This window comes from Streptomyces sp. NBC_00390 (assembly GCF_036057275.1).
Taxonomy (GTDB): Bacteria; Actinomycetota; Actinomycetes; order Streptomycetales; family Streptomycetaceae; genus Streptomyces.
In genome coordinates this window covers 1,451,868-1,473,088 of the sequence record NZ_CP107945.1, presented here as the reverse complement: position 1 = coordinate 1,473,088, position 21,221 = coordinate 1,451,868, and the positions used below count along the sequence as shown (strand labels likewise).

The window sequence follows — 21,221 nt, the reverse complement described above, 5'->3', positions numbered from 1 at the left end:
CACCCCCGGCTCCGGCCGGACGCACCGGCTCATAGAACCTGGGTTCCCCTCGTAGTACTTCGGAGCTACCCGCAAGATGCATCCCCCGGCGGGACGCGGGCGACAGAGCGGGCTCCATAGCTTCGGTACCGGACATCACGACCGACGTCCGGTACGGAAGGATCACCCGCCATGGCGTCCCGCCAGCGCACAAGCCGTCTGCGTACAAGCTCGCTGCGTACAAGCCGTCCGCGTACACGCTCTGTGCGCGCAAGTCCGCTGCGCCGCACCTTGCTTGCCGCCTTCGTCGCCGCCTCGGTGGCCCTGCCCGTGTCCGGGGCGGTTCGTCCTTCGGCCGTCCCGGCACCCGCACCCGCTGCCCTCGCGCCTCTTGAGGACGCGACTCCCCTCGCCCTCGCCGAGCGCTACGCCGCCCAGCGCGACGAGATCCGGGCGGCCGAGCGCAGCGCCGCCGGACACGGCGACCGGAGACGGGCCAAGGCGCTGCGTGCCATGGCGGCCCCGGCACGCAGCTTCCTCTTCTTCGACGGCCGGGACGGTGGCCGCTCGGCCGAAGTCTTCGGAGACCTGTCCCGGACCGGGCGGATCGCCGTCCTCGTCCCGGGCTCGGACACCAACCTCGACTCGTACGGACGTTTCCGGGCCGGTGCCGAGGCGCTGGCGCGGGAGCTGGGCAGCAGGTCCGCCGTCGTCGCCTGGCTCGGCTACGGGACGCCCGGCACCGTGAGCCCAGCGGTAGTGACTCCCTCCCGCGGACAGGAAGCGGCCCCCGAACTCCGTTCCTTCGTACGGGAACTGAGCCAGGCCCGGCCGACGGCACGGGTCTCGCTCGTCTGCCACTCCTACGGATCCGTGGTCTGCGCCCGCGCCGCACGCACCCTCGAGGTCACGGACGTCGTCCTGTACGGCAGTCCGGGCGTGGGCTACGACCACACCGCGGACCTCCGCACCCCGGCCACCGTCTGGGCCGGGCGAAGCACCGGCGACTGGGTCGCCCACCTACCGCACACACAGCTGGAACTCCCCTTCACCGCCATCGGATTAGGCGCTGACCCGATCTCGCCCGAGTTCGGCGCCCGCCGGTTCGAGGCCGGCGGCGGAGGCCACAGCGACTATCTGAAGCCGGGTTCCGTACCGCTGCGCAACATCGCCCGGATCGTCTCCGGACAGGCCCCCTCCGAGGGCGGCCGTCATGCGTGACCTCGTCCGGCGGATCGAGGCCGCCACGCCTCCCGACCGCGACCGTGCCGTCGACGCACTGCGTGCGCTCGCCATCCTCGGGGTGGTGCTCGGCCACTGGCTGGTCACCGCGCTGGTCGCCGACAGCGGCACGCTGCGCGGGGCGAGCCCGCTCCAGAATCTGCCCGAACTCGCGCCCGTGTCCTGGGTGTTCCAGACGCTGGCCGTCTTCTTCCTGGTGGGTGGGCACGTGGCCGCGCAGAGCTACGCCGCCGCCCGCATCTCGGATACCACCTACGCGCGGTGGTTCGGCACCCGGATGGCACGGCTGTGCAGGCCGGTCGTTGCCCTGCTGGTGGTGTGGACCGTGGTGGCGGGCGTGATGCTCGCGTCAGGCGTCGGCCTGGACACCGTCCGTGTGCTGGGCAAGCTCGTGCTGTCCCCGCTCTGGTTCCTGCTGGTCTTCGCGGTGCTGACGGCGGCCACGCCCCTCGTGACGAGGCTGCACCCGCTCTGGCCGCTCGCCGTCGTCCTGCACGTCGACCTGGTCCGGTTCGGCCTGGACGGGCCCGAACGGCTCGGCTGGATCAATGTGGCGGCCGGCTGGCTGGTTCCGTACTGCCTGGGCGCGGCCTGGGCCCGGGGCGGTCTGCAACGCCGCACGACCGCATGGGCGTTGGTGCTCGGGGGAGCTGCCGCAACCACCGGACTCGTCCTGTGGGCCGGCTACCCGGCCGCCATGGTCGGGGTGCCCGGTGCCGGGATCTCGAACCTCAACCCGCCCACCCTCGCGGCCGTCACCTTCGGTCTCGCCCAGTGCGGAGCCGCTCTGTTGCTGCTCGAACCGCTGCGGCGGGCGCTGCGACGCCCCGCCGCCTGGGCGGCGGTGGCACTGGTGAACCTGTCGGCGATGACCGTCTTCCTGTGGCACCAGACCGCCATGATCACGGTCATTGCGACCGGCCTGCTCGTGGGCGGGCCGCTGCCCGGCCTGCACACCGTTCCCGACGGCGGCGGCTGGGTGCTCGCCCGCCTGGCCTGGCTTCCGGTCTTCGCGGTGGCGCTGACGGTGTGCTGGGCAGCTTTTCGGCCTCACGAACAGAAGCGGCGGGGGAGCCGCGGTGGCACTCGGGTCGTACGCGAACAGCGGGCTGCCCGGGCCCGGGCGAAGGGACGTACCTAGGATGGATCTTGTGGACGACGGGGGCGGAAGGAACATCGGGGGGCGGCTGACGTCCGCGCTGCTTTCGGCGCCACGTGCCCTGCGCGAGGACTTGTGGACGGTGGCCCGCGATCCGCTGCCGCGCCGGGGCTGGCTGGGGTGGCTGCCGCATGTCCATGTGGTGCTCAGCGCTGTGCTCTTGGGCTGGTGGCTGCCCGCGGAGGTTCTCGAGCGGTCGGGGCCCTCGCGTGACCTCGTGCTGCTGCTCGCCGTGCTCCAGACGGCTGCCGCCGTCCTCGCGCTGTCCCGGCCACTGCCCGCCTGGTGGCTGTCGACGAGCGTGCTCTTCCTGAGCGCGCAGATCGTGGAGGGCACCACCGGTCCCGACGCCCACTGGCCCTGGAGCGCCCCGGCGATCTTGCTGCACACTCTTGTGCTGCTGCTCCTCGCGTTGCGGGTCCGGCCGCGGATCGCGGTCGAGGCGCTGGGGATCACCATTTTGACGGGGCTGGCCAACACCGCCTCTGCCGAGCATGCCCACAACGGTGTCCTCACCCAGTGGGGAGTCGGCGCCTTCGTGATCGCCGTGGTGATCGGTACCTCCCAGCGCAGGAGCCGCGTGGCCCGGGAACGGCTGGTCGAGCAGCAGGTGCTCACCGCCGAGGAGCGCGGCCGCCGCACCGTGCTGGAGGAGCGCAACCGCATCGCCCGGGAGCTGCACGACGTGGTCGCCCACCACATGTCGGTGATATCGATCCAGGCGCAGGTCGCCCCGCACCTGGTGCAGAACCCGTCGGACGAGCTGAAGGAGAATCTCGCCGGCATCCGCGAGAACGCGGTCGAGGCCCTGACCGAACTGCGCCGGGTGCTCGGCGTGCTGCGCTCCGAAGACGTACAGGCGGACGGAGTACGGCACGCCCCGCAGCCCACCCTCGACCGGCTGGAGGAACTCGTCGGCAACGTGCGCGGCGCCGGGCTCACGATCACCACCGAGACCACCGGCAGGCCGCGCCCGCTGTCGCCCGGCGTCGAGCTGTCCGCGTTCCGCATCGTGCAGGAGGCGCTGAGCAATGCCATGCGGCACGCGCCCGGCGCGAGCGTGCGGGTGGAGATCGGCTACGGCTCCGAGGAGCTCACCCTCCGGGTCGCCAACACCGCGCCCGACGCCCCCGCCCCGCCCTCGCCCGGTGCCGGGCACGGGCTGCTCGGCATGCGCGAACGGGCTGCCATGCTCGGCGGCGAACTCGCCACCGGCCCCACACCGCAAGGCGGTTACGAAGTGGCCGCGACCCTCCCCGCCCGACGTCCCGCAGCCGACTGACCGACCTTGCCGCTGAACCGACCTTGTTGAGGACGACGCCCATGACGATCCCCATCCGTGTACTGATCGCCGACGACCAGATGATGGTCCGTCAGGGCTTCACGGTGCTGCTCGACGCCGAACCCGGCATCGAGGTCGTCGGCCAGGCGGTGAACGGTCTCGAGGCGATCGCCAAGGTCGCCGAACTCGACCCGGACGTGGTCCTGATGGACATCCGGATGCCCGAACTCGGCGGCATAGAGGCGACCCGCCGCATCACCGAACAGGACGGCGCCACCGTCCAGGTCCTCGTACTGACCACCTTCGACCTCGACGAGTACGTGTACGAGGCGCTGCGCGCGGGCGCGTCCGGGTTCCTGCTGAAGGACGCCTCCGCCGGCGAACTCGCCCAGGCGGTGCGGGTGGTGGCGGCCGGCGACGCGCTGCTCGCCCCGAACGTCACCAAGCGGCTCATCGCCGAGTTCTCCCGGATGACGCGCTCCCCGCGGGCGCCGCTCAAGGATCGCGTCGGCGGTCTGACGGAACGCGAGACGGAGGTCCTGTCCCTCATCGCGCAGGGCCTGTCGAACGCGGAGATCGCCGGGCGTCTGGTCGTGGCGGAGCAGACCGTGAAGACCCATGTGAGCCGCATCCTGGTCAAGCTGGGTCTGCGTGACCGGACCCAGGCCGCGGTCTTCGCGTACGAGACGGGCCTGGTGCGCCCAGCAGGTCACTGACCGCCGGGGATGCGTACCGGGACGGGATCAGCCCTGCCCGGAGGTGTTCGCCAGCGCCTCGGAGAGATCCTTCGCCACCTGCTGCAGCACAGGGACGATCCTCTCGGTGGCCGCCTCGGTGACCCGTCCGGCCGGTCCGGAGATCGAGACCGCGGCAGAGGTGGGGGAGTTGGGGACCGGAACCGCGAGGCAGCGGACACCGATCTCCTGCTCGTTGTCGTCGACCGCGTAACCGGTCCGGCGGACCTGCTCGAGCGCGTCCAGGAAGCCCTCGGGCGTCGTGATCGTCTTCTCGGTGGCGGCCGGCATGCCGGTGCGGGCCAGCAGCGCCCGTACCTCCTCGGCCGGGGTGTGCGCGAGCAGCGCCTTGCCCACGCCGGTGGAGTGCGGCAGCACCCGACGGCCGACCTCGGTGAACATGCGCATGGAGTGCTTGGACGGCACCTGTGCCACATAGACGATCTCGTCGCCGTCGAGCAGAGCCATGTTCGCGGTCTCACCGGTCTCGTCGACCAGGCGGGCGAGATAGGGGCGGGCCCAGGTGCCGAGCAGCCGGGACGCGGACTCGCCGAGCCGGATCAGACGGGGACCGAGCGCGTAGCGGCGGTTCGACTGCTGTCGCACGTACCCGCAGACCACCAGCGTCCGCATCAGCCGGTGAATGGTGGGCAGCGGCAGTCCGCTGCTGGCGGAGAGCTCGCTCAGCCCGACCTCGCCGCCGGCGTCGGCCATGCGTTCAAGCAGGTCGAAGGCGCGCTCCAGGGACTGCACGCCACCGGTGGCGGCGGGCTTGGCTGCGTCGGTGGTGCTGGACGTCGGCACGGCGGCGGTCCTTTCGGGCAGGCAGGGCAAGGCTGCAGCCTACCGGGCACCCGAGCCGGACACACTGCCTGCGAGGGGGGCGTCGGTGCCGGTCAGGGCCTGTTGTCCGGGTGTCCGCAGGCGTCCGGCGGGATCGGACGGAGGCATCCTTGGGGGAAAGCGAAGTTCTGTTATACGAAATTCTACTTCCGCTTTGTGGAAATTGCCAACCGGGCCGGTGGGGGGCGCACGCTGGGAGGGCGGGTCTTGACGGGCCGCGGCGTGGAGTGAAGACTCATTCAACAGTTCGTTGAATTTCCTGGCGGTGGTTCCTGTGCCGTGGATCGGCGTGCAGCGCCGTGGACCGCCGGGCGAAGAGTGGGACGAGAGGGGAGCGGGTGTCCGACGTGGACGTGAACGGGGACGTGGACCTGGTACTGCGCTCGACGCGCGTGATCACTCCGGAGGGGACGCGCGCCGCGACGGTCGCCGTCGCCGCCGGGAAGATCGCGTCGGTCGGGGCGCACGACGCCGAGGTACCACGCGGAGCCCGCCTGGAGGACTTCGGCGACGACGTCCTGCTTCCCGGCCTCGTCGACACCCATGTCCATGTGAACGACCCCGGCCGCACCGAGTGGGAGGGCTTCTGGACCGCCACCCGCGCGGCCGCCGCCGGAGGCATCACCACCCTGCTGGACATGCCCCTCAACTCCCTCCCGCCGACGACGACCGTCGCTCATCTGGCGGCCAAGCAGGACGTCGCACGGAGCAAGGCGCACATCGACGTCGGCTTCTGGGGCGGCGCGATCCCGTCCAACGTCAAGGATCTGCGGCCGCTGTACGACGCCGGCGTCTTCGGCTTCAAGTGCTTCCTGTCGCCGTCCGGAGTCGAGGAGTTCCCGGAGCTCGACCAGGAGCAGCTCGCCCGATCCATGGGCGAGATCGCCGGGTTCGGAGGCCTGCTGATCGTGCACGCCGAGGACCCGCATCATCTGGCGTCCGCGCCCCAGCGGCCCGGGCCCGCCTACGCCGACTTCCTCGCATCGAGGCCGCGCGACGCCGAGAACACCGCGATCGAGAGCCTGATCGCCCGGGCCGGACGGCTGAACGCCCGGGTGCACGTCCTGCACCTGTCCTCGTCCGACGCGCTGCCCCTGATCGCGGCGGCCAAGCGCGAGGGCGTACGGATCTCCGTCGAGTCCTGCCCGCACTTCCTCACCCTCACCGCCGAGGAAGTCCCGGACGGCGCAACCGAGTTCAAGTGCTGTCCGCCGATCCGCGAGGCCGCCAACCAGGACCTGCTGTGGCAGGGCCTCGCCGACGGCACGATCGACTGCATCGTCTCCGACCATTCCCCCTGCACCACCGACCTCAAGACCCCGGACTTCGCGTCGGCCTGGGGCGGTATCTCCTCACTCCAGCTGGGTCTCCCGGCGATCTGGACCGAGGCCCGCAGACGCGGCCACACCCTCGACGACGTCGTCCGCTGGATGTCGGCGGCCCCCGCCGCACTCGCCGGACTGGGCGCCAAGGGCGCCATCGAGGCCGGCCGCGACGCGGACTTCGCCGTCCTCGCGCCCGACGAGACCTTCACGGTCGACCCGGCCGAGCTGCACCACCGCAACCAGGTGACCGCATACGCCGGCAAGACCCTGCACGGAGTCGTCAGATCGACGTGGCTGCGCGGCGAGCGGATCGTGGAGAACGGCACCCTGGCCGCGCCGTCCGGCCGGCTGCTCGAAAGGAACAACTGATCGTGTCCATCCCTTCCTTCACCGGTGACGCCGATCCTTACGGCGGCGGCGACCCGTACGCCGACTACCGCACCGCCGACTTCCCCTTCACGCACCACGCCGACCTCGCCGACCGGCGTCTCGGCGCGGCTGTCGTCGCCGCCAACGACGAGTTCTTCGCGGAGCGCGAGAACCTGCTGAAGCCCGGGGCCGCGGAGTTCGACCCGGAGCACTTCGGTCACAAGGGCAAGATCATGGACGGCTGGGAGACACGCCGTCGCCGCGGCGTGTCCGCCGAGCAGCCGCACCCCATGGACGGCGACCACGACTGGGCGCTCGTACGGCTCGGCGCTCCCGGCGTCGTACGCGGCATCGTCGTCGACACCGCCCACTTCCGCGGCAACTACCCGCAGGCGGTCTCCATCGAGGCCGCCTCGGTGGCCGGGTCCCCCTCGCCCGAGGAACTGCTCGCGAGCGACGTGAAGTGGACGACGCTGGTGCCCCGCACCCCCGTCGGCGGCCACGCGGCCAACGGCTTCGCCGTCGACGTCCGGCAGCGCTTCACACATCTGCGGGTCAAGCAGCACCCCGACGGCGGCATCGCCCGCCTGCGGGTCCACGGCGAGGTCGCCCCCGACCCGGCATGGCTCGGCGTGCTCGGCACCTTCGACCTGGTCGCACTGGAGAACGGCGGCCAGGTCGAGGACGCCTCCGACCGCTTCTACTCCCCGGCCACCAACACGATCCAGCCCGGCCGCTCCCGCAAGATGGACGACGGCTGGGAGACCCGCCGGCGCCGTGACAAGGGCAACGACTGGATCCGCTACCAGCTGGCGGCACAGGCCGAGATCCGCGCCGTCGAGATCGACACCGCGTATCTGAAGGGGAACAGCGCGGGCTGGGCAGCGCTGTCCGTACGCGACGGCGAGACGGACGAGTGGCGCGAGGTGCTGGCCCGCACCCGGCTGCAGCCCGACACCAACCACCGGTTCGTGCTGGACACCCCCGCGGTCGCGACGCACGTCCGGATCGACATCTACCCCGACGGCGGTATCTCCCGGCTGCGGCTGTTCGGCTCGCTGACCGAGCACGGCGCGGCGCGGCTGACCGCCCGGCACCAGGAGTTGGGCGGCTGACGCCCTGCACATGGCGCGCCGGTGTGGAGCACCGGCGCGCCCCCGGCGTGCCCGTCACGGACCTCGACCGCTGAGCGGAAGGATACGGTCCGGACCGCGGGGACCGTCCGGACCGACCGATGACTTATCGGTGGCGGCGGGGTCCGACCTGATGACCGACATCGCACTCCGGAAGCAGGCGCGGCCATGGCAAAGCTCACCTTCACCCAGTTCCTGACCCTGGACGGCGTCTACCAGGCGCCCGGCGGCCCGAACGAGGACCCGAGGAACGGGTTCGACCTGGGCGGCTGGTCCGTGCCGTACGGGGACGAGGACTTCAGCCGGTTCATGAACGAGGTCTTCGCGCGGCCGTCCGCCTTCCTTCTCGGCCGCCGCACCTACGAGATCTTCGCCGGTTACTGGCCCAAGCATGCCGATCCTGCCGACCCGGTCGCATCGAAGCTCAACTCCCTTCCGAAATACGTTGCTTCGACCACGCTCGAGCACGCCGACTGGGCCGGCACCACGATCATCGGGCGGGACGACCTGGCCAAGGAGGTCACCGAACTCAAGGAGCGTACGGACGGGGAGGTGCAGATGCACGGCAGCGGCGGCCTCGCCCGGTCCCTGCTGGCGCACGACCTGATCGACACGCTGCACCTGCTCGTCTTCCCCGTCGTCCTGGGCAAGGGATTCCGCCTTTTCGCCGACGGCGCCGAGCCCACCGCGTTCAGGCACACCGAGGCCAGGACCACGGGCGCGGGCGTTGCCATCCACACCTACGAACTGGCGGGACGGCCCGAGTACGGCTCCTACGCGGCCGAGTGAAAGATGCAGCACTCACGTTGTCCGTCCCGGTACCGTGATCGCTCCATGTGCGAGCCGCCGAGGTCTCCATCAGCCCGTGTCCGTTGGAGATCCAGGTGTCGTCGCTCGCCGTACCCGCGCCCGCCCTCGCCCCGCGCAGGGCGTGGCTGACCGATCTGCCCGTGCTGGTGGTGGCCGTGGTGTGGGGCGCGAGCTATCTCGCTGCCAAGGGCATCACCACCACGCACACCGTCGTCGCCGTACTGGTGCTCCGCTTCGCGCTCGTCCTGCCCGTGCTGGTGGTCGCCGGACAGCGCAGACTGCGCACGCTGACCGCCGCCCAGTGGCGCGGCGCCGCGGTACTGGGACTCATCCTCAGCGGGATCTTCCTGCTGGAGACGTACGGGGTGGTGCACACCTCCGCCACCAACGCCGGGCTCATCATCAGCCTCACGATGATCTTCACTCCGCTGGCCGAGGCGGCGGTGAGCCGGCGGCGTCCCTCCGCGTCCTTCGTGGCGGCGGCCGCGCTCTCCGTCGCCGGAGTCGTCCTGCTGACGCAAGGCGGCGGATTCACCACTCCCTCGCTCGGCGACCTGCTGATGCTGCTCGCGGCGCTCGCCCGCACGGTCCATGTGCTGGCGATGGCCAGGCTCGTCGCGGTCCGCAGCGCGGACTCGCTGTCGCTGACGACGATCCAGCTGGGCACCGCGGTAGCGGTGTTCACCGTGCTGGCCGCCACCCCCGGCACAGGCGCCTCGCCCTGGGCCGTGGCCGTCGGCTTCGGCCCGCGGGAATGGGCCGGACTGCTGTTCCTGTCCGTCTTCTGCACGCTGTTCGCGTTCTTCGTCCAGATGTGGGCCGTACGCCGCACCTCGCCGTCACGCGTCAGCCTGCTGCTCGGCACCGAGCCGCTGTGGGCGGCCGCGGCGGGCATCGCCATCGGCGGTGAACACCTGGGCGCCGCAGGCCTGGTGGGTGGGGCACTCGTCCTTTCCGGTACCAGCTGGGGGCGGCGCGCCGCCGACCGGGCCGACTGCTAGGTTCGGCGGCCATGCGATCACTCACGTACGACATGGAGTTCCGCGCCCGCGCCAAGAAGACCATGGGATGGGGCTTCGCGCTGCTGTCCGCGGCGGCGCTGCTGTGGGTGTGGTGCGCCGTGCTGCTGGCCATGCCGTACACGGTGGGGGACGACAGGGAGTGCGAGGCCCGTCTGTTCACGGAGTGGGGCACGGCCAACGAGGGCGGCGACGGGTCCTCGTGCGCGGAGGAACGCGACTGGCCCGAGGCGCTGGCCGTGCTCGGCCTCTCGGTGCCGGTCTCGGTCATCGGCGCGGTCCTCTACACCAGCGGCAGTGTCAGCAACCGCATGAGCGAACACGCCGCCGAGATCACCCGCCTCAACGAGGCCGCCGACCGGTCCCGCAAGCAGGGCTAGGCCCGGGGCGGTCCGCTGCCACCATCAGGGCCATGCCCACCACCGCCGGCACGATGCTCGCGTAGAGCGGACACGCCGCCCGCCGAGATCGTGGCGGCGGTACGCAAGGTGGCGGCCGGCGACCCGGTGCTGTCCCCGGCGGTCACCCGGCAGCTGATGACGCACGCCGCGGACAGCGGGCCGGGCACGCGCAAGGACTCGGCCGGGCGGAAGCTGAGCGCGCTCGCGGAACGCGAGGTGGAGGTCGCCGTCGCCCGCGGCAGGTCCAACGCCGAGATCGCCGCGACGCTGTACATGAGGGTGCCGACGGTCAAGACCCATGTCTCACGGATCCTGGCCAAGCTGAATCTCAACAACCGTGTCCAGATCGCGCTGCTGGCCCATGACGCGGGTCTGCTCGACGACGAGGATGTTACGTAGGCTGAGGCGGTGACGATCACCGACCTGGGGGAGTACGGGGCGGACTTCCTCGCGAACCCGTATCCGTACTGCGCGCGCCTGCGTGAGGCAGGGCCCGTCCACCACGAGCGCTCGGTGGAGGGTGGGTTGTTCCGGTTGATCGTCGGTCACGAGGAGGCGCGGATCGCCGTCCGCTCGCTGGAGCGCTGCCGCGGCCTGGCGTCGGACACGCCGCCGGGCCCGTACGAGTGGCCGCCCGGTCTCTTGATGCGCGGCGTGCGGCGGCTCCCGGTGCGGTGGTAGCGGGGCATGGCGGAGAGAGCGCGCTATGTGGTGGTCCGCGACGGCGTATGGCAGCAGTACTACTGGCGCTGGGGCGCGCCGTCGTTCGGGCTCGACATCCTGGCGGGACCGGACGCTTTCAGCCGTTTCGTCGCCGGCCGGCAGGAGGCGGGCCCGGGTGACTGGATGGACGACGTCCAGTGCGAGGCCGCGGCGGTCGTGGACCACGACGCCCGGGTGCTGCTGCTGTTCACGTGGCACCTGGAGAGCTGGGACGAGCGGTCGGTGATGTTCGAGGTACTGGCCAGGACGTGGCCGGGGTGGCGGGTGCGCTGGGCGTACGACGGCCTGGAGGACATCGTCGCGCACGTGGGGGTGCAACGGGAGCTGGTGCGCAGCGAACTCGCCACCCGCGGCGGCCATGTGCCCTTCGACCCGGCCGACATCGACGAGCCGGACTTCACGCTCGCCGTCACCGTGGCCTACCGGGACGGCACACAGGGCCACTTGGTGGCCGGGGAGAATGTGGCGGACGTCCTGGGACACGGGCCGGAAGTGGTCAGACAGCTGTTGCCCGGGACCCGGGCCCGTACGGCGCCCCGGATCCCGTACGGCGGCGTCCACCTCGACGTTCCCGCACGGGAGGTCTCCGCATGGACGTACGGCAACTTCCTGGGCGGAGCCGCAGCCGGACGGCCGCCCGGCTGGGACGGCTGGCGGTGGACCTGCTGGTTCGACGCCTACGACAAGCAGCAGGAGGCGAGCGGCGGCGCGATCCTGTTCCCCGCGCCGCTCCGAGCCGCGGGCGTCCGCCCATGGCTCGAACAGCTCGACGAACACCACCCGCCCGGCGCCCCCGGGACCCAGCAGCGAAGGGAACTGCGCGACGTGCTCACGCAGCTCTCCACCACTCTCCACGACTCTCCATGATCTGAGAGGAAGACCGTGACCACCGACGCCGCGACAGTCGATCTCGCCGCCCTCGGCGAGGACTTCACCCGCAACCCCTATCCCGTCTACGCCGAGTTACGCGCCCGCGGCCCCGTGCACCACATCCGGATGCCCGAGGGGCACGAGGCCTGGCTGATCGTCGGCTACGAGGCCGGGCGCGCCGCTCTCGCCGACGCCGCCCTCTCCAAGGAATGGCGCAACGTCTCGCCCGAGCTCGGCATCGCCCCGCTCTCCGCCGGTATCACGATGCTCAGCGCCGACGCTCCGCGCCACACCCGGCTGCGCAAACTGGTCGCCCGCGAGTTCACCATGCGGCGCGTCGAGCAACTCGCCCCGCGCGTACAGGAGATCACTGATCAGCTGCTCGACGCGATGCTTCCCTCCGGGAAGGCGGACCTTGTCGACGCGCTCTCCTTCCCGCTGCCCATCGCCGTCATCTGCGAACTCCTGGGGGTGCCGTTCCTCGACCAGGACTCCTTCCGCAGCTGGTCCAACACCGCGCTCGCCTCGACCGACCGAACCGAGCGGGAGACCGCGGCCGGGCAGTTGTCGCAGTACCTCGGCCGGCTGCTCGCGCAGAAGCGGGAACAGCCCGGCGACGACCTGATGAGCGCGCTGATCCACGCTTCGGACGACGACGGGGACCGGCTCAGCGGCGAGGAACTGATGGGAATGGCCTGGGTGCTGTTGGTCGCCGGTCATGAGACCACCGTCAACCTCATCTCCAACGGTGTGCTCGCCCTGCTGACGCATCCGGACCAACTGGCTGCCCTGCGCGCCGACTTCTCCCTGATGGACGGCGCGATCGAGGAGATGCTCCGCTACGACGGCCCGGTGGAGACGCCCACCTACCGCTTCACCATCGAGCCCTACGACCTCGGCGGCATCAGCATCCCCGGCGGCGGCCAGCTGGTCCTGGTGGCTCTGGCCGACGCCGATCGGGACCCGGGCCGCTTCCCCGACCCGGACCGCTTCGACATCCGCCGCGACACCCGCGGCCACCTGGCCTTCGGTCACGGCATGCACTACTGCCTGGGCGCTCCGCTGGCCCGCCTGGAGGCTCGTATCGCGATCCGTTCGCTGCTGGAGCGCTGCCCGGACCTGTCACTGGACGCGCACCCGGCAGCTGTCCCGTGGCGCACCGGCATGCTGATCAGGGGCCCGGAGCGGCTGCCCGTCACCTGGTAGGCGGGGGGGCACGGGCCGGAGGCGACCGGACAGCTGCTGTCCGGCAGGGAGCTACGGCCCGTGCTGCACCGGGCGCCGCTCAGTCCGCCGGGATCTCGTCCAGCCGCACCGGCCGGTGCTCGCGGCGCGACAGCTCGCACGCCTCCGCGACCCGCAGCGCCGTCAGCGCCTCGCGTCCGTCGCACGGGTTCTCGTCCCTCTCCCCGTTCACCAGGCGGACGAACGCGTCCAGCTCCGCCTCGTAGGCAGGGGCGAAGCGCTCCAGGAAGCCCGGCCACGGCTTGTCCGCCGCCGACGGGCCCTTCGGCTCGGTCGAGCTGATCGGGGTGCGGTCGTCCAGGCCGACGACCACGGTGTCGGACTCCCCGGCCAGCTCCATCCGGACGTCGTATCCCGCGCCGTTGCAGCGGGTGGCGGACGCGGTCGCCAGCGTGCCGTCGTCCAGGGTGAGCAGCGCGGCCGCCGTGTCGACGTCGCCGGCCTCACGGAACATGGCGGGCCCCGTGTCCGAGCCGGTCGCGTACACCTCGACGATCTCGCGGCCGGTCACCCAGCGCAGGATGTCGAAGTCGTGAACCAGACAGTCCCGGTACAGACCGCCGGACAGGGGCAGATACGCGGCGGGCGGCGGCGAGGGGTCGGCGGTGATGGCGCGTACGGTGTGCAGGCGGCCGAGGGACCCCGAGCGCACCACCTCACGGGCCTTGGTGTACCCGGCGTCGAATCGCCGCATGAACCCCAGCTGCAGAACGGTGCCCGCCTGCTCGACGTCGTGCAGCGCGCCGAGCGTGCCGGCCAGGTCGAGGGCGATGGGCTTCTCGCAGAACGCGGGCAGCCCGGTACGCGCGGCGCGGGAGATGAGCTCGGCGTGCGAAGCGGTCGCGGACGCGATCACCACGGCGTCCACGCCCCAGGTGAAGATCTCGTGCGCGCTGGGGGCGGCCGTCGCCCCGATGCGCTCGGCCACCGCGGCCGCCCGGGCCGGGTCCGCGTCCGTCACGACCAGCGAACCCACCTCTCGGTGGCGGCTGAGTACACCCGCGTGAAACGTGCCGATACGTCCCGTTCCGATGAGTCCGATGCGCATGGCCCAAAGGTGGAGTCCTGCCCGCCACCGTGTCAAGGCTTTGTCCTGACAATCGAACCTCACGACTTCCCGTCAACATTCCCTGCGACTACGCTCCCCCACGTGCCCAAGCAGCCCAGACACGAGACGGATCCGTCCCTGTCGCTCCAGTTGAGCGTGGACCGCACCAGTCCGGTCCCGCTCTACTTCCAGCTTTCGCAGCAGCTGGAATCGGCCATCGAACGGGGGAGTCTCACGCCCGGCAGTCTGCTCGGCAACGAGATCGAGCTCGCGGGCCGTCTGGGGCTGTCCCGGCCCACCGTCCGCCAGGCCATCCAGTCCCTGGTCGACAAGGGTCTGCTGGTGCGCCGCCGCGGCGTCGGCACCCAGGTCGTGCACAGCCAGGTCAGACGACCGCTGGAGCTCAGCAGCCTCTACGACGACCTGGAGGCGGCCGGCCAGCGCCCCGCCACCGACGTACTGCGCAACCTCGTCGAACCCGCGAGCGCCGAGGTCGCCGCCGCCCTCGGCATCCCCGAGGGCAGCGACGTGCAGCTGATCGAGCGGCTGCGTTACGCCCACGGCGAGCCCATGGCCCGACTGCGCAACCATCTGCCGGCCGGGCTGCTCGACTGCGACACGCGGCAGCTGGAGTCCACCGGGCTGTACCGGATGATGCGTGCCGCGGGTATCACGCTGCACAGTGCCCGCCAGTCGGTCGGTGCCTGTGCCGCCACCCTGGCCGAGGCCGAGCTGCTGGGCGAGGCGGCCGGCGCGCCGCTGCTGACCATGGAGCGCACCACGTTCGACGACACCGGCCGGGCCGTCGAGTTCGGCTCGCACATCTACCGCGCCTCCCGGTACGCCTTCGAGTTCCAGCTCCTTGTGCGCCCCTAGCGCCACTCCTGGCACCTGCCCCGGAGTGATCCCTTCCGAGTAAGAATGTTCGGACAAAGTCTTGACGGGCTCGCGGTGCCGCCGTAGAAACTCTCCCAGCCGCAACCCGGCGGCCGGGAGAGAAGGCGGACCCACCATGCGAACCACCCGCACGGCAGCAGCCCTGCTCGCCGCAAGCGCCCTGGTCGTCCTCGCCGGATGCAGCAGTTCCGGCGGCAAGGAGGGCGACGAGAAGACCTCGGCGGCCGGCGGGGGAGGCGAGAGTGCGAAGACTCCCCGGCTGAAGATCGCGATGGTGACCCACTCCGGCGAGGGCGACACCTTCTGGGACATCGTCCAGAGCGGCGCCGAAGTCGCGGCCAAGAAGGACAACGTCCAGTTCCTCTACGCCGCCGCCCCGGAGGCCAAGGAGCAGGCGCAGCTCGTCCAGACCTACATCGACCAGGACGTGGACGGGATCGTCGTCACCCTCGCCAAGCCGGAGGCGATGAGCGACGTCGTCAAGAAGGCCGTCGCCGCCGGCATCCCCGTCGTCACCATCAACTCCGGCGCCGAGTTCTCCAAGGGCCTCGGCGCGCTCAGCCACATAGGACAGGACGAGTCCGTGGCTGGCGAGGCCGTCGGCGAGGAACTCAACAAGCGCGGCAAGAAGAAGGCGCTCTGCGTCATCCACGAGCAGGGCAATGTCTCCCTCGAGGCCCGCTGCGCCGGTGTGCGCAAGACCTTCAAGGGCAGTGTCGAGAACCTCAACGTCGAGGGCACCAACATGCCCGGATCCACCTCCTCCATCGAGGCGAAGCTGCAGAGCGCCAAGGACATCGACGCCGTCGTCACGCTCGGCGCACCGTTCGCCGCCGCCTCCGTCAAGGCCAAGGCGGGCGCCGGCTCCGGCGCCGAGGTCAACACGTTCGACCTCAACGAGGACGTCGTGAAGCAGCTGAAGGCCGGCGACATCGGCTTCGCCGTGGACCAGCAGCCTTACCTCCAGGGATATCTCGCCATCGACGAACTGTGGCTCAACAAGACCAACCTCAATGTCATCGGCGGCGGCAAGCCGATCCTGACCGGCCCCGCACTCGTCACCGAGAAGGACGTCGCCGCCCTGGAGAAGCTGACCGCCGACGGCACCCGATGACGCACCCGATGCCGACCCTCCCACCTGCGGTGATCCATACTTGGGCGGCCGGGCCACCTCGATCCGCGACCCGGCCGCGCAAGGCAGCGCAGCGAGTACGGCAAGAAGGGCACGGCGTCGTGGCACGGGCAAGAAGAGGGATGCGGGCGCTCGGCGCCGTGCTGGCGGCGGCACTCGGAACCTCCCTCGCGGGATGCAGCAGCACCGGCGGAAAGCGCGCCGAGGAGGCCCGCGAAGCAGCCCGGAACGCCACCGGCAAGGCCGCCGTCACCACGCCGAGATGGACCTTTGCCATGATCACCCACTCGGGAGACGGCGACACCTTCTGGGACATCGTCCAGAGCGGGGCGAAGCAGGCCGCGGACAAGGACAACATCAACTTCCTGTACGCCCACAGCGACGAAGGGCAGCAGCAGGCCCAGCTCGTCGACTCGTACATCACCAAGAAGGTCGACGGGCTCGTCGTCACCCTCGCCAAGCCGGACGCCATGAAGGATGTCGTGGCCAAGGCCCGCAGGGCCGGTATCCCGGTGATCACCGTGAACTCGGGCTCCGAGGCGTCCAGGGCCTACGGCGCGCTCACCCACATCGGGCAGGACGAGACGATCGCCGGCGAGGCCGTCGGCGACGAGCTCGAACGGCGTGGCAAGAAGAGGGCGCTGTGCGTCATCCACGAGCAGGGCAACGTGGGCCACGAGCAGCGCTGCGCCGGGGCGAAGAAGACGTTCGCCGGCCAACTGCAGAACCTGTACGTCGACGGCACGAGCATGCCCGACGTCCTGGCCTCCATCGAGGCCAAGCTGCAGGCCGACCGGTCCATCGACTCCGTCGTCACCCTGGGCGCGCCGTTCGCCGACGCGGCCGCGCAGGCGAAGCGGTCCGCCGAGTCGAAGGCCGAGATCGACACGTTCGACCTGAACCCGAAGGTCGTGAGCGGACTGAAGGACGGCACGCTCGGCTTCGCCGTCGACCAGCAGCCGTACCTCCAGGGCTACCAGGCCATCGACCTGCTGTGGCTCTACAGGTACAACGCCGACGTCCTCGGCGGCGGGCGGCCCGTCCTGACCGGCCCGCAGATCGTCACCGAGAAGGACGCCGCCGAACTGGAGCGATACACGGAACGGGGGACCCGATGAGCGCGACCGCACCACCTGCCACACCCGACAAGGCCCCGAGCGCGGCCGACGAGCGGCTGCTGCGCGTCTCGCCGCTGCGCAGGCTGATGGGCCGCCCCGAGCTCGGCTCGGTCGTCGGCGCGGTGGCCGTCTTCCTCTTCTTCTCGGTCGTCGCGGACTCCTTCCTCCAGGCGTCCAGCTTCTCCACCGTGCTGTACGCGGCATCGACGATCGGCATCATGGCCGTCCCGGTGGCGCTGCTGATGATCGGCGGAGAGTTCGACCTCTCGGCCGGCGTGCTGGTGACCAGCTCCGCGCTGATCTCCTCGATGTTCAGCTACCAGATGACGGCCAACGTCTGGGCCGGAGTGGGCGTCTCGCTGCTGGTCACCCTGACCGTCGGGGTCTTCAACGGCTTCATGCTGACCCGGACGAAACTGCCGAGCTTCATCATCACGCTCGGCACGTTCCTGATGCTGACCGGCCTCAACCTCGGCTTCACCAAGCTGATCAGCGGCACGGTCTCCACCAAGTCGATCAGCGACATGGAGGGCTTCGCCTCGGCCAAGGAGGTCTTCGCCTCCGAGTGGACCGTCGGTGACGTGACGCTCAAGGTGACCGTCCTGTGGTGGTTCGTCCTGATCGCTCTCGCCACCTGGATCCTGCTGCGCACCCGCTTCGGCAACTGGATCTTCGCGGTCGGCGGCGGGGCGGACGCGGCCCGCGCGGTCGGCGTCCCGGTCCAGCGCACCAAGATCGGCCTCTACATGGGCGTCGCGTTCGCCGCCTGGGTCTCGGGCCAGCACCTGCTGTTCTCGTTCGACGTGGTGCAGTCCGGCGAGGGCGTCGGCAACGAGCTGACGTACATCATCGCGGCCGTCATCGGCGGCTGTCTGATCACCGGCGGCTACGGCTCCGCGATCGGCTCGGCGATCGGTGCGTTCATCTTCGGAATGACCAGCAAGGGCATCGTCTACGCGGAGTGGAACCCGGACTGGTTCAAGTTCTTCCTCGGAGCGATGCTCCTTCTGGCCACCCTGCTCAACGCATGGGTGCGCAAGCGCGCGGAGGCGACACGGTGACATCTGTGAAGACCGGGACCGCTCTCGTACAGCTCGACGACGTCAGCAAGTACTACGGCAACATCCGCGCCCTCGAAGGCGTCTCCCTCGAGGTCCACGCGGGCGAGATCACCTGCGTCCTCGGTGACAACGGCGCCGGCAAGTCCACCCTCATCAAGATCATCGCGGGTCTGCACCGGCATGACGCGGGCACCTTCGAGATCGACGGCGAACCGGTCACCCTCACCAGCCCACGGGAGGCGCTGGACCGAGGTATCGCCACGGTCTACCAGGACCTCGCCGTCGTCCCGCTGATGCCGGTGTGGCGCAACTTCTTCCTCGGCTCCGAGCCGACGAAGGGCGCGGGCCCCTTCAGGCGCCTCGACGTCTCGACGATGCGCGAGACCACCCGGTCCGAGCTGCTGCGCATGGGCATCGACCTGCGCGATGTCGACCAGCCCATCGGAACGCTGTCGGGCGGCGAGCGCCAGTGCGTCGCCATCGCCCGCGCGGTGTACTTCGGCGCCAAGGTGCTGGTGCTGGACGAGCCGACGGCGGCGCTCGGCGTGAAGCAGTCCGGCGTCGTGCTGAAGTATGTGGCCGCCGCCAGGGACGCAGGACTCGGCGTGGTGCTCATCACCCACAACCCGCACCACGCCTATCTGGTCGGTGACCGCTTCATCCTCCTCAAGCGCGGCGTCATGTCGGCCTCGCACACAAAGGACTCCGTCACTCTGGACGAACTCACCCGCCAGATGGCCGGCGGCAGCGAGCTCGAGGACCTGCGCCACGAGCTGGAACGTGCCCCCGCCCCGACCCACCTCGGCGGCCGTGCAACCGGGAAGCAGGCCCCCGCCGACTAGGGTCTCTCCGCCGGATCAGGCCCGGCCGGTGAGCGGGGTCCGGTGCCTGTGGGGTCACCCCAGGCCCTGCAGGGCCTGGGGCGCCTCCCGTGCCCGAAGGGCTGCGGGGGAGTGCCGTGCCAGGCGCGCGAGCCCGGCAGGATCCGGAAGAATGGCCCTAGCATCAAGAGCGGCGGGCGCCGTCCGCCCCGGGTATCCGGACCGGCCACAACGAACCCGCAGGGACGACTTGAGTACGTACCGCGACTTCACGCAGCGAGGCACCGCCCGCGCCACCGTCCTCAAGACCATCGGCACCCGCGAGCGGCGCTCGCATCTCACCGCGCCCCGGGTCCCCACCGTCGGCATCGACATCGGCGGCACCAAGGTGATGGCCGGTGTCGTCGACGCGGACGGCGTCATCCTGGAGAAGGTCCGCACCGAGACCCCGGACAAGTCGAAGAGCCCCAAGGTCGTCGAGGACACCATCTGCGAGCTGGTCCTCGACCTCTCGGACCGGCACGATGTCCACGCGGTGGGCATCGGAGCAGCGGGCTGGGTCGACGCCGACCGTTCCAAGGTGCTCTTCGCGCCGCACCTCGCCTGGCGCAACGAACCCCTGCGTGACGCGCTCTCGGCCCGGCTCGCCGTCCCCGTCCTGGTCGACAACGACGCCAACACCGCCGCCTGGGCGGAGTGGCGCTTCGGTGCCGGCCGTGGTGAGGACCATCTGGTGATGATCACGCTCGGCACCGGCATCGGCGGCGCGATCCTGGAGGACGGCCAGGTCAAGCGGGGCAAGTACGGGGTGGCCGGTGAGTTCGGCCACATGCAGGTCGTGCCCGGTGGACACCGCTGCCCCTGCGGCAACCGCGGCTGCTGGGAGCAGTACAGCTCCGGCAACGCGCTGGTGCGCGAGGCCCGCGAGCTCGCCGCGGCCGACTCCCCCGTGGCGTACGGCATCATCGACCGCGTCGGCGGCAACATCGGTGACATCACCGGTCCGCTGATCACGGAGCTCGCCCGCGAGGGCGATCCCATGTGCGTCGAGCTGCTGCAGGACATCGGCCAGTGGCTCGGCATCGGCATCGCCAACCTGGCCGCCGCCCTCGACCCGTCCTGCTTCGTCATCGGCGGCGGCGTCAGTGCCGCCGACGACCTGCTCATCGGCCCCGCCCGGGACGCCTTCCGCCGCCATCTCACCGGCCGCGGCTACCGCCCCGAGGCCCGTATCGCCAAAGCCCAGCTCGGACCCGAAGCAGGTATGGTCGGGGCCGCAGACCTGGCCCGGCTCGTGGCGCGACGCTTCCGCAGGGCCAACCGCCGCCGTGTCGAGCGCCATGAGCGCTACGAACGCTACGCACAGGCGCTGCGCAGTCCCAGCTCCACCCGCGCGACCCAGGAACCCCCGTCATGACCGTGCCCCGCCAGACCATGCCTCCGGACACGAGCACGCCGCCGCGCGAGACCCGCCGCCACATGCTCGTCCGCCGCTGGCTCACCGCGATCACCATCGTGCTGCTCGTCGGCATCCCGGCCGGCTATCTCGTGATCTCCGCGGAGCAGAGCCGTGACAGCGGCCGCGACAAGGAGGCCGAGTCCTCGGCCACGGGCCTGCGCGACAAGTGGCCCTCGCTCATGAAGCGCCGCATCTTCGAGGTGCCCATCCCGGAGGGCTCCTGGCGCGTCGGCTACTACGAGACGAGCAACTGGAAGACCAGCCGGCTCTACGTCCAGTTCCGTACCTCCTCCGACGGCCTTGACGCATTTCTCGACGGCGTCGGGACCAGCCGTGCCGCTCTGAAGGACGGGAAGGTCACCATCAGTGACCGCGACGCCGAGGTGGTCGGCTGGAACTTCGGCCTCGAGGGCCGCGCCTGGGCGGGTACCACCCACCCGCAGAAGGATCCCCGGCCCACCCAGGACATCACGGTCGATCTGACCGAACCGACCCGTCCATGGGTGTATGTCGTCTCGACGTCCACCCCCTGATCGACCCCCTGACCGGAG

Annotated in this window: 20 protein-coding genes and 2 pseudogenes; 20 read left to right on the top strand and 2 right to left on the bottom strand. The window is 70.7% G+C overall.

The window, feature by feature from the left end:
- The first annotated feature begins 171 nt into the window (after positions 1-171).
- From OHS70_RS06385 to OHS70_RS06370, 4 genes are read left to right on the top strand one after another with little or no spacing between them, the layout of a single operon-like run.
- A complete protein-coding gene (locus OHS70_RS06385) occupies positions 172-1,200 on the top strand; it encodes an alpha/beta hydrolase (RefSeq protein WP_443062573.1) in 1,029 nt (342 codons plus the stop codon).
- Entirely contained in the window at positions 1,193-2,362 is a 1,170-nt protein-coding gene (locus OHS70_RS06380; RefSeq protein ID WP_328394541.1) for an acyltransferase family protein, read from the top strand. Before OHS70_RS06385 ends, OHS70_RS06380 begins: the two co-directional genes overlap by 8 nt.
- Position 2,363: 1 nt before the next feature.
- Positions 2,364-3,662: a sensor histidine kinase gene (locus tag OHS70_RS06375; RefSeq protein WP_328394540.1), complete on the top strand. Its 1,299-nt coding sequence runs from the start codon at positions 2,364-2,366 to the stop codon at positions 3,660-3,662.
- A 41-nt stretch (positions 3,663-3,703) separates the two neighbouring features.
- Positions 3,704-4,378 (top strand): response regulator transcription factor, encoded by a 675-nt coding sequence (locus OHS70_RS06370; RefSeq protein ID WP_328394538.1) that lies wholly within the window; start codon positions 3,704-3,706, stop codon positions 4,376-4,378.
- 27 nt (positions 4,379-4,405) lie between these two features.
- On the opposite strand, the gene OHS70_RS06365 is transcribed toward OHS70_RS06370, so the two are convergent.
- A complete protein-coding gene (locus tag OHS70_RS06365) occupies positions 4,406-5,200 on the bottom strand; it encodes an IclR family transcriptional regulator (RefSeq protein ID WP_328394536.1) in 795 nt (264 codons plus the stop codon).
- Positions 5,201-5,577: 377 nt separating this feature from the next.
- Between OHS70_RS06365 and allB the strand changes: the two genes are divergently transcribed.
- From allB to OHS70_RS06320, 9 genes and pseudogenes are all read left to right on the top strand, one after another.
- On the top strand, positions 5,578-6,933 hold the full coding sequence (allB, locus tag OHS70_RS06360; RefSeq protein WP_443062572.1) for an allantoinase AllB: 1,356 nt from the start codon (positions 5,578-5,580) through the stop codon (positions 6,931-6,933).
- Positions 6,933-8,048 (top strand): allantoicase, encoded by a 1,116-nt coding sequence (gene alc, locus OHS70_RS06355; protein ID WP_328405453.1) that lies wholly within the window; start codon positions 6,933-6,935, stop codon positions 8,046-8,048. Before allB ends, alc begins: the two co-directional genes overlap by 1 nt.
- A 186-nt stretch (positions 8,049-8,234) precedes the next feature.
- Positions 8,235-8,855 carry a dihydrofolate reductase family protein gene (locus OHS70_RS06350; protein WP_328394534.1) on the top strand — a complete coding sequence of 207 codons (621 nt, stop codon included), beginning with the start codon at positions 8,235-8,237 and terminating at the stop codon, positions 8,853-8,855.
- 95 nt (positions 8,856-8,950) lie between these two features.
- Positions 8,951-9,877: a DMT family transporter gene (locus OHS70_RS06345; protein ID WP_328405451.1), complete on the top strand. Its 927-nt coding sequence runs from the start codon at positions 8,951-8,953 to the stop codon at positions 9,875-9,877.
- 11 nt (positions 9,878-9,888) lie between these two features.
- The gene (locus OHS70_RS06340) at positions 9,889-10,275 is read left to right on the top strand and encodes a hypothetical protein (protein ID WP_328394531.1); all 387 of its coding nucleotides are present in this window, start codon (positions 9,889-9,891) and stop codon (positions 10,273-10,275) included.
- Between the two features lie 69 nt (positions 10,276-10,344).
- A pseudogene (locus tag OHS70_RS06335) lies at positions 10,345-10,695 on the top strand (response regulator transcription factor); the annotation flags it as partial.
- 153 nt (positions 10,696-10,848) lie between these two features.
- A pseudogene (locus OHS70_RS39015) lies at positions 10,849-10,977 on the top strand (cytochrome P450); the annotation flags it as partial.
- Positions 10,978-10,983: 6 nt separating this feature from the next.
- Positions 10,984-11,886 carry a hypothetical protein gene (locus tag OHS70_RS06325; RefSeq protein ID WP_328394527.1) on the top strand — a complete coding sequence of 301 codons (903 nt, stop codon included), beginning with the start codon at positions 10,984-10,986 and terminating at the stop codon, positions 11,884-11,886.
- Between the two features lie 15 nt (positions 11,887-11,901).
- On the top strand, positions 11,902-13,095 hold the full coding sequence (locus OHS70_RS06320) for a cytochrome P450 family protein (RefSeq protein WP_328394525.1): 1,194 nt from the start codon (positions 11,902-11,904) through the stop codon (positions 13,093-13,095).
- A gap of 79 nt (positions 13,096-13,174) precedes the next feature.
- On the opposite strand, the gene OHS70_RS06315 is transcribed toward OHS70_RS06320, so the two are convergent.
- Positions 13,175-14,182 carry a Gfo/Idh/MocA family protein gene (locus tag OHS70_RS06315; protein ID WP_328394523.1) on the bottom strand — a complete coding sequence of 336 codons (1,008 nt, stop codon included), beginning with the start codon at positions 14,180-14,182 and terminating at the stop codon, positions 13,175-13,177.
- Positions 14,183-14,338: 156 nt separating this feature from the next.
- Here OHS70_RS06315 and OHS70_RS06310 point away from each other — a divergent pair, with 156 nt between their 5' ends.
- The 7 genes from OHS70_RS06310 (at position 14,339) to OHS70_RS06280 (ending at position 21,203) form a co-directional block, all read left to right on the top strand.
- The gene (locus tag OHS70_RS06310; protein ID WP_328405449.1) at positions 14,339-15,058 is read left to right on the top strand and encodes a GntR family transcriptional regulator; all 720 of its coding nucleotides are present in this window, start codon (positions 14,339-14,341) and stop codon (positions 15,056-15,058) included.
- A 136-nt stretch (positions 15,059-15,194) separates the two neighbouring features.
- A complete protein-coding gene (locus OHS70_RS06305; protein WP_328394520.1) occupies positions 15,195-16,193 on the top strand; it encodes a sugar ABC transporter substrate-binding protein in 999 nt (332 codons plus the stop codon).
- A 140-nt stretch (positions 16,194-16,333) separates the two neighbouring features.
- Complete coding sequence (locus tag OHS70_RS06300) at positions 16,334-17,329, top strand: sugar ABC transporter substrate-binding protein (RefSeq protein ID WP_328405447.1); 996 nt, start codon at positions 16,334-16,336, stop codon at positions 17,327-17,329.
- The gene (locus OHS70_RS06295; protein ID WP_328394518.1) at positions 17,326-18,390 is read left to right on the top strand and encodes an ABC transporter permease; all 1,065 of its coding nucleotides are present in this window, start codon (positions 17,326-17,328) and stop codon (positions 18,388-18,390) included. Before OHS70_RS06300 ends, OHS70_RS06295 begins: the two co-directional genes overlap by 4 nt.
- On the top strand, positions 18,357-19,232 hold the full coding sequence (locus OHS70_RS06290; RefSeq protein ID WP_328394516.1) for an ATP-binding cassette domain-containing protein: 876 nt from the start codon (positions 18,357-18,359) through the stop codon (positions 19,230-19,232). Before OHS70_RS06295 ends, OHS70_RS06290 begins: the two co-directional genes overlap by 34 nt.
- Before the next feature lie 229 nt (positions 19,233-19,461).
- Complete coding sequence (locus tag OHS70_RS06285) at positions 19,462-20,628, top strand: ROK family glucokinase (RefSeq protein WP_328394514.1); 1,167 nt, start codon at positions 19,462-19,464, stop codon at positions 20,626-20,628.
- Positions 20,625-21,203, top strand: a complete 579-nt coding sequence (locus OHS70_RS06280) for a hypothetical protein (RefSeq protein ID WP_328394512.1) — start codon at positions 20,625-20,627, stop codon at positions 21,201-21,203. Before OHS70_RS06285 ends, OHS70_RS06280 begins: the two co-directional genes overlap by 4 nt.
- The last annotated feature ends 18 nt before the right edge of the window (positions 21,204-21,221 follow it).

Bases quoted from the DNA above. Each gene is read 5' to 3' on its own strand.
- OHS70_RS06370 (WP_328394538.1), top strand. From the start codon at position 3,704: ATGACGATCCCCATCCGTGTACTGATCGCCGACGACCAGATGATGGTC.
- OHS70_RS06290 (WP_328394516.1), top strand. From the start codon at position 18,357: ATGGGTGCGCAAGCGCGCGGAGGCGACACGGTGACATCTGTGAAGACC.
- OHS70_RS06315 (WP_328394523.1), bottom strand. From the start codon at position 14,182: ATGCGCATCGGACTCATCGGAACGGGACGTATCGGCACGTTTCACGCG.
- OHS70_RS06380 (WP_328394541.1), top strand. From the start codon at position 1,193: ATGCGTGACCTCGTCCGGCGGATCGAGGCCGCCACGCCTCCCGACCGC.
- OHS70_RS06340 (WP_328394531.1), top strand. From the start codon at position 9,889: ATGCGATCACTCACGTACGACATGGAGTTCCGCGCCCGCGCCAAGAAG.
- OHS70_RS06325 (WP_328394527.1), top strand. From the start codon at position 10,984: ATGGCGGAGAGAGCGCGCTATGTGGTGGTCCGCGACGGCGTATGGCAG.
- OHS70_RS06350 (WP_328394534.1), top strand. From the start codon at position 8,235: ATGGCAAAGCTCACCTTCACCCAGTTCCTGACCCTGGACGGCGTCTAC.
- OHS70_RS06385 (WP_443062573.1), top strand. From the start codon at position 172: ATGGCGTCCCGCCAGCGCACAAGCCGTCTGCGTACAAGCTCGCTGCGT.
- OHS70_RS06300 (WP_328405447.1), top strand. From the start codon at position 16,334: ATGCGGGCGCTCGGCGCCGTGCTGGCGGCGGCACTCGGAACCTCCCTC.
- OHS70_RS06375 (WP_328394540.1), top strand. From the start codon at position 2,364: ATGGATCTTGTGGACGACGGGGGCGGAAGGAACATCGGGGGGCGGCTG.
- OHS70_RS06295 (WP_328394518.1), top strand. From the start codon at position 17,326: ATGAGCGCGACCGCACCACCTGCCACACCCGACAAGGCCCCGAGCGCG.
- OHS70_RS06280 (WP_328394512.1), top strand. From the start codon at position 20,625: ATGACCGTGCCCCGCCAGACCATGCCTCCGGACACGAGCACGCCGCCG.
- OHS70_RS06305 (WP_328394520.1), top strand. From the start codon at position 15,195: ATGCGAACCACCCGCACGGCAGCAGCCCTGCTCGCCGCAAGCGCCCTG.